We start from the raw sequence: 13,460 nt of genomic DNA on the forward strand, positions 1-13,460 counted from the left end.
CTGTTTGTGACAATGGCGCAACCTCATCCGATCCCACAGTGAAAACGCCTGAGAAGCCGAATAAAGCAGCTTTACCGGCTATCGCAGTTCGCTGGATGCGTTTATACAGCCATTTACCAGGCTGAAGACAGAGAAAGTGATTTTGCCGTAGCTGCAAAATTAAAGGTCTGGGCCCGAAGGAAGTTTGAACCCAGACCTGCTTTTTCAGATTTTATATTTGCGATGTAACCACAACAGCACGGTTACCTGGCGCATTTCGCGCATAGATTGCGTTCAATATGCTGGAAAAAATCGTTGCCTTTGTTATCGACCAGAATGAAAGCAGGGAAGTCCTCTACCTCGATTTTCCAAATTGCCTCCATGCCTAACTCGGCATATTCAACACATTCCAGGCTCTTAATACTTTGCTGCGCCAGTACCGCAGCCGGGCCGCCAATACTGCCCAGATAGAATCCACCGTGTTTCTGACATGCATCTGTTACTTGTTGACTGCGGTTACCTTTCGCCAACATCACTTTGCTGCCGCCGTTGGCCTGAAGCAGATCAACGTAAGAATCCATGCGGCCTGCGGTGGTTGGGCCGAGCGAACCTGAAGCATAGCCTTCTGGCGTTTTCGCCGGGCCCGCATAATATACCGGATGATCTTTGATATATTGCGGTAATCCTTCGCCGTTATCGATGCGCTCTTTTAGTTTGGCGTGGGCAATGTCACGCGCCACGATAATGGTGCCGGTCAGCGAAACACGGGTTGAAACCGGGTACTCAGAAAGCTGGGCCAGAATTTCATTCATTGGGCGATTCAGATCAACAGCGATCACATTGCCTTCGCCCTGCTGACGCAAGGCTTCAGGAATGTATTGGCCTGGATTAACTTCAAGTTTTTCAATCCAGATGCCGTCACGGTTAATTTTTGCTTTGATATTTCGATCAGCGGAGCAAGAAACGCCCATCCCAACCGGGCACGATGCACCGTGACGCGGCAAACGTATTACGCGAATATCGTGGGCAAAATATTTCCCGCCAAATTGTGCGCCTAAGCCCAGGTTTTGCGCCGCTTCCAGTAGTTCCTGCTCAAGCTGCACATCCCGGAATGCCTGACCGTGTTCATTACCTTCTGTGGGTAACGTGTCGTAATAGTGGGTTGACGCCAGCTTAACGGTTTTCAGGGTGCTTTCAGCCGAAGTGCCGCCGATTACAAAAGCGATGTGATAGGGCGGGCAGGCAGCGGTTCCTAACGAACGCATTTTATCGATCAGATATTGAGTAAGTTTACCTGGCGATAACAGCGCTTTAGTTTCCTGATACAGATAGGTTTTGTTAGCGGAACCGCCACCTTTCGCGATGCACAGACATTTATACTCATCCCCATCCACGCTGTAGAGATCGATCTGCGCCGGCAGGTTGGTGCCAGTATTCACTTCTTTATACATATCCAGTGCGGCGTTCTGCGAATAACGCAGGTTATCTTCGATATAAGTATTGTAAACGCCTCGCGACAGCGCGGCTTCGTCACCCCCGCCGGTCCAGACGCGCTGGCCTTTCTTACCCATAATAATGGCAGTGCCGGTGTCCTGGCAGGTTGGCAGAACGCCTTTTGCAGCGATCTCAGCGTTTTTCAGAAATTGTAGCGCCACATACTTATCGTTTTCACTGGCTTCCGAGTCATGCAGGATTGAAGCAACCTGCTGCTGATGCGCCGGACGCAACATAAATGACGCATCATGAAAAGCCTGCTGCGCCAGTAACGTCAGCGCCTGGGGATCAACTTTCAGTACTTCCTGCCCGTCAAATTCAGCAACGGAAACGTGATCGCGGCTCAGCAGATAATATTCAGTGTTTTCATCGGCAAGGGGAAAAGGGTTCTGGTAATAGAACGGTTTGTTCGACATGTTATGCTCACTTAATGTTCGGTAGTTTTTTTCTTAACAGAAGAGACAACATCACTGGCGGAATTTAATGGTTTTATTATCTCACCAGCCGCCGGGAGAGCCGCTGGTGAGTGTCAGAATGGTATAATATAAGTGGTTGATCTTCACGCTTTTGCGTACAGCTATTAGAACATCATCACCATCCATGGATAGCCAATCAGCATCATTGCCGCCAGGAAGATGGCACCGAATATCGTGCCAAGACGCCAGTAATCTTTGGTTGGCAGATAGCCGCTACCGTAGTAAATCGGGCTTGGGCCGGTGCCGTAGGGAGTAATAATTCCCATCACCCCCAGCGAGGTCACCATCATCAGACAGAATACCGGCATGTTGATGCCTGGAATTGACGCTGCGATAGTTAACATTGCCGGTAACAAGGCCGTGGTATGAGCGGTTGTGCTGGCAAACAGATAGTGCAGCAGGAAGAAAGCAATCATCAGCATGACAGCCGAAACTTGTGGATCGTAACCACTTAACAGCTGACCGCCTTCTTTACCCAGCCAGGCGATAAATCCAACGCGGGCTAAACCATCTGCCAAAGCTACCAGCGTTGCAAACCAAGCAAAGGTATTCCATGCCGGTTTGTTACTGGTAATGTCGTTCCAGTTCAGTACGCCGGTCCACAACATAAGTACAACCACCAGCAGCGCTGCCATGGCTGGCTCAATCCACGCAGTGGCGAAAATCCACATCAGTAGTGCACAGCAGACGAAGAGTAATAACAGAATTTCGTTACGTGACAGTCGCCCTAGTTTTTCCAGCTCGCTGCTTGCCCAGCGCGGCACTTCGTCGTTAATTTTGACCTCTGGTGGATAAAAAAGGTATGCCAGTAAGGGCATGGTCAGGATCAGCAGGATGCCCAGGGGCAGGAAAGCGAGAAACCACATGCCCCATGAGATTTCAAACCCGATAATGCTTTTAACCAGTGCCAGGGCCAGCAGGTTCGGTGCCAGTGCCGACAGGAACATTGAGCTGGTGATACAGGCCGCAGTTATTGCTACCCACATCAGATAAGAACCGATTTTACGTGCACTCGGGTCATTAGGTTTAGAACCGTAAAGCGGCGGGAGGTTAGCGATAACTGGATAGATGGTCCCGCCGCTGCGTGCGGTGTTGGATGGCGTGAACGGCGCTAGCAGCAAGTCTGCGAAAGTAATGGCGTAACCCAGCGTCAGACTGCGGCGACCCAGGTATTTCACCAAAATAAGCGCCAGGCGACGGCCAAACTGCGTTTTGTCATAACCCGCAGCGAACATAAAGGCTCCAAAGATCAGCCAGACGGTGGAGTTGCCGAAGCCGCTCACCGCCCATTTAAAAGCCTGGGTGGCGGTTTTGAATTTCGGATCGGCCAGTTCTGCTGGGCTAAATAACACCCATTGGCTGAACAAAGCGATGACCACTACGCCAGTCAAACCGATTACTGCGCCAGGCAGCGGTTCAAAGATCAAACCGACAATGACCCCCACGAAGATAGCAAAAAAGTGCCACGAGTAAGGTTCGAGTCCGGCGGGAACCGGCATCAGCAGTAACAATACGGCAACTAAAACCGGGAGAAACAACATGATATAGCGTTTTTTCTGGCCTGCAGCAGCAGGGGCGGCTTTAGGCGGTTCATGCATTGGTGATAATGGTTTCATTGTTTTGGTCTGCAAGTTAATAAGGATGTGGTTTACGCCCCGGTATATTATTCATTGTTTTTCTATTCGTTAACGCATTAACCGTGGCATGTGAATTGTTTCTTTTTTCTTTTCCAGTTTCTGTGAAATATTAAGTGGCAATGAAAATATTTTGCGATTTATAAAATTATTAATTTTGATCTGGATCAATAAAAAACTAATATCATTTTTATGAAGCTGAGTTTTATAGCGCTGATACATGATAATTAAGCTTTTTCTGGCCCTGGTATAGCGTGAATGCTATTTGATAAGCCGCAAGTTGTTCTGGTTAACTTTTTGTTTTATATGGTTTTTTGTTACCTTGAAGTCAGAATTTGATTTTTGTCAACATCTGGATAACAATTAGTTGGGATATAAAAATAGCCCAGCAATAATAAATCACTCCAAATAAATAAAAACTTAAATAACTAAAGTTATCAATTGCGCAGCTAAAAAATTGATATATTGGCGAGATTAAATCGGACCACTTTTTATTCAAAAAATGTCCGGGTAAGCCTTCGAGGTTTTTAATTCTGGAGTTGATCATCAATGCATAAACTCACCCCAATCCTGAATCCACTTACTTTACCCAATGGCGCTGTGCTAAAAAATCGGTTAGTCATGGCGCCTATGACCACCTGTACCGGTTTTTATGACGGAACGGTTACCAGCGAATTAGTCGAATATTATCGTTCCCGCGCGGGTAGCATCGGTACGGTCATTGTTGAATGTTGCTTTATTGACACCAAAGGGCCGGCTTTTCCTGGCGCGATCGCCATTGACAGCGACAACAAAATCCCTGGCCTGAAGAAGATCGCTGACGCCATTAAATCCGCAGGTTCACTGGCGATTTTGCAGATTTATCATGGCGGCCGCATGGTCGAGCCTGAGTTAATTGGCGGTAAAACACCCGTCGCGCCCAGCGCTATTGCCGCGCCGCGTGAAGGCGCAACCCGGCCGCAGGCGTTAACGGCAGACGAAGTCGACGTCATGATCACCAAATTTGGTGATGCTGTAAACCGCGCGATCAAAGCCGGTTTCGATGGCGTAGAGATTCATGGTGCAAATACTTACCTGATTCAACAATTCTATTCTCCTAATTCTAACCAGCGTGACGACAAGTGGGGCGGCAGCCGCGATAATCGCGCCCGTTTCCCACTCGCCGTGCTGGAAATCGCGCACCAGATGGCCGACCGATTTGCTCATAAAGGCTTTATTATTGGCTATCGCTTTTCGCCTGAAGAGATCGAAGTTCCGGGTATTCGCTTTGATGACACTTTGTACCTGCTGGAAAAGCTGGCTGCACGTGGACTGGATTACGTTCACTTCTCTATGGGCCAGTTGCTGCGTCCTTCTATCGTTGACACCCGCGATCCCACCCCGTTAATCACTAAATTCCACGCTATGCGCTCAGAAACGCTGGCAAAAGTACCGGTGATTGGTGTGGGCGGCGTGGTCAACAAAGCTGATGCCGAGTCTGCCCTGGCGCACGGTTACGATTTGGTGGCGATAGGTAAAGCCTGTATCGCTTATCCTGACTGGGTCGACCGCATTATCAATAATGAGAAACTGGAGCTGTATATTGATAGTACTCAGCGCGAGGCGCTGAATATTCCTGAGCCGTTATGGCGTTTCTCCCTGGTGGACGCGATGATTCGCGACGTCAGCGATACGGGTCGTAAATACAAAGCCGGTGTCTATCAGGAAAAAGTCGAAGCTGAAGCATTGAAGCTGCAAATAAACGTGACGCTGGATACTGACCGTATTACTGACATTTCGCTCGTACCGGACGATACGCTGGATGTCGATTTTACCACCACGTTTGAAAGCCTGCGAACCCGCATGTTGGTAGCAAATAGCCCATACGTTGACGCCATTACCGGCGCAACCACGCAGAGTGAAGCGCTAAAAAAAGCCGTTTCGCGTGCAATGACCACTTCCAGCAAAGCGCAGATGATTGAGGAAGGGGTCAACCCCGCAGCGCCACAGAACGTCGATGTGGTGATTATTGGCAGTGGCGGTGCAGGTCTGGCGGCGGCTATTCAGGCCAGCGATGAAGGTGCTCGCGTGGTGATCATTGAGAAGATGCCAACCATTGGCGGCAACACTATCAAAGCCTCTGTGGGTATGAATGCAGCAGAAACGCGTTTTCAGAAAATGAAAGGCATTGAAGACAGTAAAGCGCTGTTTTACGAAGAAACGCTGAAAGGCGGCAAATTCAAAAACAATCCAGTTCTGTTACGCGAATTTGTTGAGCTGGCACCAGAAGCGATTGACTGGCTGGCTAACCATGACATCGAACTGAACGACATCACCATCACAGGCGGCATGAGCATTGATCGCACACATCGTCCCGCCGACCGTTCAGCTGTGGGAGGGTTCCTGATCAGTGGACTGGTAAAAAATATCAACAAACGCAATATTGAGGTGTTGCTGGAAACGTCGGTCGCTGAAATCCTGTATGAAAACGGCGCGGTATCCGGCGTTAAAGTCATTGATGAGTATAACGATAGCCGAATTCTGAATGCGAAAAGCGTGATTGTCGCCACGGGTGGCTTCAGCGCTAATCGCGAAATGGTAGTCAAATATCGCCCTGAGCTGGATGGTTTTGTCACGACCAATCACAAAGGCGCCACGGGCAGCGGCATTGCCATGCTGCAAAAAATAGGCGCGGATACGGTGGATATGAGCGAAATTCAGATCCATCCCACCGTTGAACAAACCACGTCATACCTGATTTCTGAATCCATTCGGGGTGGCGGTGCGATTCTGGTGAGCCAGGCGGGGCAACGCTTCTTTAATGAAATGGAAACCCGTGACAAAGTTTCGGCGCAGATTATTGCTTTGCCGGAGAAAAGCGCCTGGATCATTTTTGACGAGCAGGTTCGCCAGAATAACAAAGCCGCGGATGAATACCTTGCGCGTGGGTTTGTGAACAGCGCGCCAACCGTACAAGAGTTGGCCGTAAAATTGAATATGGATCAGAACACTTTAAAGGCGACGCTGGATCGCTACAATCAGTTTGTCATTAAGCAGAAAGATGAAGACTTTGGTCGTACTACCGCGCTGCGTCATCCGCTGAATGAAGGCCCTTACTATGCCATTCGTATTGCGCCCGGTGTGCATCATACGATGGGCGGCGTAACTATTAATACGGATACGGCCGTGCTGGATAGCCAGAAACAGGTCATAAAAGGTGCCTGGGCGGCGGGTGAAGTTGTGGGTGGCATTCATGGCGCTAACCGCATCGGCGGTAATGCGGTGGCTGATATTATCATCTTTGGTATCCTGGCGGGGCGTAACGCAGCGGCCTTCGCCAAACGCTAAACGAAATCAACAGGGGGATAACGCGCCCCCTTTTTTGTCAAATCTTAAGCAGAGGCGTACATGGCGACAAATGACCCGGTCTGTGCTTATTCCACTGTATTGATGGGTTCGCCCATTCTGCTCAAGCTTTTTGAACTTAATGAAGCGCTGGCAAGGCAGGTTTTCCGCCTGATTAAACAGCAGGAAAATTTACTGACGGTAAACCGTACGCCTTCTGAAGTAATGAACGTCAACCTTGCTGCTGGTCAGCATCCGGTTAACGTCAGCCCGTCGGTTTTTGAGCTTATCCGCTGTGCCAAAGCGGTGAGTTTAATGCCAGACAGTATCTTTAATTTTACTATCGGACCCGTAGTGAAATGCTGGAAAATTGGGTTTCAAGGCAACAGCGTGCCGTCCGATGCTGAATTACAGGCGCGGCTGATGCGCTGTAATCCGCAAGACGTGATTCTGGACGAGAAAAAGCAGACGGTATTTTTGGCAAAAGCGGGCATGGAAATTGACCTTGGCGCCATAGCGAAAGGCTATATCGCCGATTGCGTACAGGCCTTGCTGCATCAGCAGGGCATCAGCCGCGCCTTGATTAACCTGGGCGGGAATGTACAGACGCTAGGTGCGCCCGACAGTCAGGCCGGTTGGGCGATTGGACTGAAAAAACCGTTCGGCGCAGCTGATGAGTTAATCGGCGTGATTGAGGTCGTTAATAAATCAGTCGTGACATCCGGCATTTACGAGCGTTTTTTTGAGCTGGACGGACAGATTTACCATCATATTCTTGATGCTAAAACAGGGTATCCGCTGGATAACGAGCTGCTCAGCGTGACCATTATTTCGGATCGGTCCATTGATGGCGATATTTACACCACCCTGCTGTATGGCATGGGCGTTGAAAAAGGCATCGCGTATCTGGCCGCTCATCCTGCTCTCGACGCCATTTTTATCACCCGTGACAAGCAAGTGATTTGCTCGTCATCGCGACAATTCAACTTTGCCCTCCTGGATAACCGTTATCAGCTGAGCTACTGGCAATAATGTTTCAGCAATGAATGATATTCTGCCTGCAGCCGATAGCGATAAACCGGCCTTCCCGTCGCACCGTAATGAATGGTAGTGAACAGAATATTTATTTCGGCTAGCCAGATAAGATACTTACGGCAGGAAACGCGTGAAATATTCACTTCCATTGCCAGTTCATCGGTAGAAAATTCGCTGCCCGGATGCGCGTCGATCCACTGACATAACGTGCGCAGCGTTTGCGGCGTTAATCCCTTCGGCAGGCGTTTTTGCTCGTTTGTCGCCGGTGGATTACCGTGGATTAACTGATCAAGCTCCGCCTGTTGATAATACTGCTGGTTATTCATCTGTGTTCTTTTTTGCCGCCAGGTAGTTAAGGCTTCCTCAAAGCGGGAGAACTGGAAAGGTTTTATCAGGTAATCGACCACGCCATAATTCAGTGAGGTTTTGATCGTGGCTGCATCAGCTGCAGATGAAATGATGATCACATCAACCGGGCGCTGCGAACGGCGTAATTCAGGCAGTAAATCCAGGCCGTTTTCTTGCTGCATATAAATATCCAGCAGAATAAGATCGACAGGCGGCTCGATGTGCATGAGTCGATCTTTCGCCTGTTGTAAGGTCGAAGCCGTCCCACAACAGATGAATCCTGCAATCTGGCCGATATAGCAGCGGTTTAGCTCCGCGACCATAGCATCATCGTCTACCACTAATACGTTGATCATGAAACTTTATTTCCTTTATCCCACGGGAGTTGTACAAAAAACTGGGTATACACGCCCGGTTCTGACTCGACGCTGATATTTCCGCCAAGGCTTTCTGTTTGCTGTTTGACCAAAAACAAGCCTACGCCACGCTCATTGCCTTTTGACGAAAAACCTTTCTCAAATATTGCCGTCTCCAGCTCAGGAGGAATGCCCGGTCCATCATCACTGATTTCACAAGACAACCAGCCGTTCTGATAATGCAACAGGACATGCATTTCGCCTTCTTGCTGTTGATCCAGCGCCTCCAGCGCATTCTCTATCAAATTTCCTAGCACGGTAATCAGCGCTGCAATCTGCTGTTCACTGCCGCTATCAGGCAAATAACTGGCATCGCTGAGCATTAACCGATGTCCGTGATCTGAGGCCCGATTGATTTTGCTTAATAAAAAGCCTGCTATTACCGGCGATTTAATACGCTGCAAGAGCGAACCAATTTCCGTTTGGTAGTTATTTGCAGTTTTTAAAATATATGCTTCCATTTGTGCATAATTTTTCATATGCAGCAGGCCAAGAATAACGTGCAGCTTGTTCATGAATTCATGGGAGCGCTCTCGTAGCGCGTCAACATAGCTTACCATGCCATCCAGACGTTGCATTAGCTGGCTGATTTCGGTCTTATCACGAAAGGTACAGACTGCGCCGATAATACGTTCCCGGCTGCGAACCGGTACGGTGTTACTTATCATGACGCGGCCACGCACGTTTAATTCTTCGTCCTGCCAGGCTCTGCCGTCATGCAGCGCTTCGCGCAGGTGGCTCAACATTAAGGAGTTATCTGGAATGCGATCGCCGCTCAGTGGTGCTTCCATAGCCGTCTCACGTAGCAACTGTTGCGCGGCTTTATTGATGAGCGTGACGCGTGCCTGCTCATCAACCGCAATTACGCCTTCTTTAATTGAATCAAGAATCGCTTGTCGCTGTTCAAACAAACTGGAAATCTCATGCGGCTCCAGCCCAAGCAAAATACGTTTCAAACGTTTAACCAGAATCAGTACGCCCAGCAATCCAATCGATCCGCCCAGCAGAACGGTCCAGAAAATATTCCAGCGACTTTTATTGCTCTGCGCGATGACATCGCTAAGCGAAATACCAATTGCCACCACACCGATTTGCTGATGCTGTGCGTTATACACCGGCGTGAATACGCGTAACGCTTCAACTAGCGTACCGTGGTTTACCGCAATGTTTTCATGTCCGTCCAGGGCGGGAAGCAGGTCATCACCGATAAAATGTTTATTAATTAAATCCGCATTAGGATGAGAATGACGCATACCTTTCATGTCAGTCACAACCACAAACAGTAAATCGTTACGTCTCTGGACAGCCTGGGCAATCGATTGAGTCAGTGCGTCGTTATCGGCCAGGGCCAGACCGCGCTGTATCTGCGGATCGTCAGCCAGCGTTCGTGCAACAGCAAGCGCCTTATCTTTGACGTGTGATCGGGTGAAATCATCAATCTGGATAAAATATAAAAGATGAACGCTAAGCAGCACGGTAAAAATGACCGCCACCATCATGAGCGTCGTTAGTGTGCTGAGTTTCATTGGGCGCTTACGTCCCGGTTTTTGCTGCTGAGATGCGTTCATTGAGAGACTTCAAAATAGATTTGGGCAGGTATTTATACGTTGAGAAACATACGCTACGTTGTTGCTTCCGTATAGTTTTGATTCGCGCTTTTAAAGCGCCAGAGTTCCGCTTAAAAACTAACTTTCTGACACTATTGCACATTATTTTGTAACTAAAGAAACAATTAGTATTGTTTTTTAATTAATTAACTAAAAATAAATCAACTAATAAATAACAATAATTTAAAGTTGACCATCATTTTTTAACCAAGATTACGATTGTATTGAATGCCAGCTATGATTAAATCAACAAAAGTCCTGCCCTCGCTTTCCCTTTTAGCTTTATTAGTGACCTCTGTAACGCATGCCGCAAGCTCCTCAGAAAAAACGGATGTTCTGCTGATAGGCGGTGGCATCATGAGCGCCTCTTTAGGCACGTGGCTAGAAGAACTTCAGCCTGACTGGAAACAGATTATGGTTGAAAAACTCGACGGCGTCGCGCTTGAATCATCGAATGGCTGGAATAATGCCGGCACTGGCCACTCTGCAAATATGGAACTGAACTACACGCCTGAACGTGCAGACGGCTCAATTGATGTCACCAAGGCGCTGGCAATCAACGAAGCGTTTATGATCTCGCGCCAATTCTGGACGGCGCAGGTTAAGCGCGGCGTACTGACTAATCCACATGCTTTCATTAACTCCACGGCGCACATGAGTTTTGTCTGGGGTGATAAAAATGTGGCTTACCTGACGAAGCGTTATGAAGCGCTGCAAAAGACCGTTCTGTTCCAGGGCATGAAATTCTCTACCGATCACAAGCAGATCGAGCAATGGTCACCGTTAATCATGGAGGGCCGCGATCCGCAGCAGAAGGTTGCCGCAACCTGGACGCCAGTAGGCACCGACGTTAACTATGGTGAAATTACGCGTCAGTTAATTGGTAGCCTGAAGAAGCATGATAACTTCAGGCTGGAAACCTCTTCTGAAGCCACCGATTTCAAACGTAACAGCGACAATTCCTGGCACGTTATCATCAAGGATGCCAGAAGCGGTAAAGAGCGTGCTGTAGACGCCAAATACGTCTTTATTGGTGCAGGCGGCGGGGCGCTTAAACTGCTGCAAAAAACCGGCATCCCGGAAGCAGACAATTACGCGGGCTTCCCCGTTGGTGGTTCGTTCCTTGTAACAGAAAACCCGGCGCTCGCGAATCGCCACAAACAGAAGGTATATGGTCAGGCTTCTGTCGGTGCGCCACCAATGTCGGTTCCGCATCTGGACTCGCGCTATCTTGATGGCAAACAAGTCGTGCTGTTTGGACCGTTTGCGACGTTCTCTACCAAATTCCTTAAAAATGGGTCGCTGTTTGATTTGTTGAGCACGACGACGACTAAAAATGTTGTACCGATGACGCATGTCGGTCTGGATAACTTCGACCTGGTCAAATACCTGATCGGTCAGGTGATGTTAAGTGACGATGATCGCTTCGCAGCGTTGAAAGAATATTATCCAAACGCCAGAAAAGAGGACTGGAAACTGATTCAGGCGGGTCAACGTGTTCAGATCATCAAAAAAGATGAAGCGAAGGGCGGCGTGCTGAAGCTGGGCACCGAAATCGTTATCGATCAGCAAAAAACCGTGGCGGCTTTATTGGGTGCCTCACCGGGTGCATCTACGGCCGCACCTATTGCGCTGAATGTGATACAGGCGCTATTTCCAGAGCAGTTCAAAACGCCAGAATGGCAGGAAAAAGTGCACAAATTTGTACCGAGCTACGGTAAGAAACTGAACGATGACGCCGCGTTGGCACAGCAAGTTTGGGATGACACCGCAGCCACGCTGCAACTGACCAGGCCGCCAGTCATCAACATGGCTGGTAAAGCGGCTGACGCACCGGCTGCTCAACCGCAGCAGCAGAAAGCGACAGAAACACAGCACGATATGGCACTGTAAGAGAGCCAGTAAAAAGCCCCGCCGCCTGTTTCGGCTATGGGGCTTTTTTGGATCTGTATCCGGGTTAATTTTTATCCCCGCGCCAGTTTGACCAGGGATTATCAGCCGGGGTATCGATTTCCTCCGATTCAGGCAGTGGCTGCTCTAATGACGCTAAATACAGTGCTTCTACTTCAGCTCTTGCCCAGGGCGTACGCCGCAAAAACTTCAGGCTGGATTTCACACTCGGATCGCTTTTAAAACAGTTAATATTGATTCGCTTGCTCAGTTCAACCCAACCGTAGCGGGAAACCAGGCTGTTTACCTGCATCTCCAGCGTGACGCCATGCAAAGGATCTTTTGAAGTATGAGATGTCATGGATTACCTGACCCTGTCAGAAAATTTTGCACACCCTAACGGGCAGAGCGCGGATGTGCAAGATTTACGATGCGTGTAATTAGGCTTGCTGTTTTATTTTGGCAGCAACGCTGGCACGCGTTGACCACCAGCACATCAACGAGCCCAGGCTGACCATTGCCGCGCCTTGCCAAAAGGAAACGGTTAGCGCTGAGCCTAATATTAAGGCGGCCAGCAGAGCGGAAATAACCGGAATGAAGTAGGACGCCGTTGCCAGAATGGTAACGTTGCCATGTAAAATGCCGGTATTCCAGGCGGCATAGCCACAGCCCATGGCACAGGCAGCAAGTATTAAACTGATTATTACCTGCAGATTAATATTAAATAGCGGCTGCGGTGCAGAAAGATATTTAATCCATAACGTCAATGCGGTCAGCATAAAAAATAGTGTGATGCCATTACAGCCTTGTGCAGTTTTCTTTGTGAAGACGCAATAAATGGCCCAGATGATCGCACCAGTCAAGGCCAGGCCATAACTTAGCGGGTTGCTATAAAGGTTTGCCACAATCTGGCTAAAGGAAAAACCCTCGTCACCGCCCAACACCATGCCTATACCGGCAAGTGATAACAGCAGCCCTGGAATAATGATGAGGCTGGTTTTCTGTCTGTTGACGAGCACCGACAACACGATGGTCAAGCCGGGCCAGAGATAATTCACCATCCCGACTTCAATCGCCTGCGTGCTGGTATTGGCAAAACCCAGCGATAGCGAAAGGCACAACTCATAACATGTCAATACCGATCGAATTCTGACCCACCCTGCCAAAGTAAAACTGACCCACCCCCTTTGAATCATTCGAGCGTTGTTGCTTTCGTTTTCTTCTGGAGTTGACCGCTTTTCAGCTTATCTTTCAGTC

The 13,460-nt window shown here is 48.9% G+C and carries 8 protein-coding genes and 1 pseudogene; 3 read left to right on the forward strand and 6 right to left on the reverse strand.

Annotated elements, in window-relative coordinates:
* Nucleotides 1–242 precede the first annotated feature (242 nt).
* Nucleotides 243–1,889 (reverse strand): class I fumarate hydratase FumA, encoded by a 1,647-nt coding sequence (gene fumA, locus QRY16_RS17210; protein WP_289777461.1) that lies wholly within the window; start codon nt 1,887–1,889, stop codon nt 243–245.
* Between the two features lie 164 nt (nt 1,890–2,053).
* The gene (locus QRY16_RS17215) at nt 2,054–3,565 is read right to left on the reverse strand and encodes an anion permease (protein WP_289777462.1); all 1,512 of its coding nucleotides are present in this window, start codon (nt 3,563–3,565) and stop codon (nt 2,054–2,056) included.
* A 567-nt stretch (nt 3,566–4,132) separates the two neighbouring features.
* Between QRY16_RS17215 and QRY16_RS17220 the strand changes: the two genes are divergently transcribed.
* Together QRY16_RS17220 and QRY16_RS17225 are read left to right on the forward strand one after the other, a co-directional pair.
* Nucleotides 4,133–6,910, forward strand: coding sequence for a flavocytochrome c (locus QRY16_RS17220; RefSeq protein WP_289777463.1), 2,778 nt, complete (start codon nt 4,133–4,135; stop codon nt 6,908–6,910).
* A gap of 60 nt (nt 6,911–6,970) precedes the next feature.
* Nucleotides 6,971–7,939: an FAD:protein FMN transferase gene (locus QRY16_RS17225; protein ID WP_193406217.1), complete on the forward strand. Its 969-nt coding sequence runs from the start codon at nt 6,971–6,973 to the stop codon at nt 7,937–7,939.
* On the opposite strand, the gene dcuR is transcribed toward QRY16_RS17225, so the two are convergent.
* Entirely contained in the window at nt 7,927–8,646 is a 720-nt protein-coding gene (gene dcuR, locus QRY16_RS17230; RefSeq protein ID WP_289777464.1) for a two-component system response regulator DcuR, read from the reverse strand. The genes QRY16_RS17225 and dcuR overlap by 13 nt on opposite strands.
* On the reverse strand, nt 8,643–10,274 hold the full coding sequence (locus QRY16_RS17235) for a sensor histidine kinase (RefSeq protein ID WP_289777465.1): 1,632 nt from the start codon (nt 10,272–10,274) through the stop codon (nt 8,643–8,645). Before QRY16_RS17235 ends, dcuR begins: the two co-directional genes overlap by 4 nt.
* Before the next feature lie 276 nt (nt 10,275–10,550).
* Here QRY16_RS17235 and mqo point away from each other — a divergent pair, with 276 nt between their 5' ends.
* Nucleotides 10,551–12,206 carry a malate dehydrogenase (quinone) gene (gene mqo, locus QRY16_RS17240; RefSeq protein WP_289777466.1) on the forward strand — a complete coding sequence of 552 codons (1,656 nt, stop codon included), beginning with the start codon at nt 10,551–10,553 and terminating at the stop codon, nt 12,204–12,206.
* 64 nt (nt 12,207–12,270) lie between these two features.
* On the opposite strand, the gene QRY16_RS17245 is transcribed toward mqo, so the two are convergent.
* Both QRY16_RS17245 and yddG read right to left on the reverse strand, forming a co-directional pair.
* Nucleotides 12,271–12,564 carry a VF530 family protein gene (locus tag QRY16_RS17245; protein WP_289777467.1) on the reverse strand — a complete coding sequence of 98 codons (294 nt, stop codon included), beginning with the start codon at nt 12,562–12,564 and terminating at the stop codon, nt 12,271–12,273.
* Nucleotides 12,565–12,643: 79 nt separating this feature from the next.
* A pseudogene (yddG, locus tag QRY16_RS17250) lies at nt 12,644–13,330 on the reverse strand (aromatic amino acid DMT transporter YddG); the annotation flags it as partial.
* Between the last annotated feature and the right edge of the window lie 130 nt (nt 13,331–13,460).

Origin of the sequence: Mixta mediterraneensis, assembly GCF_030283135.1 — a bacterium.
Taxonomy (GTDB): domain Bacteria; phylum Pseudomonadota; class Gammaproteobacteria; order Enterobacterales; family Enterobacteriaceae; genus Pantoea; species Pantoea mediterraneensis.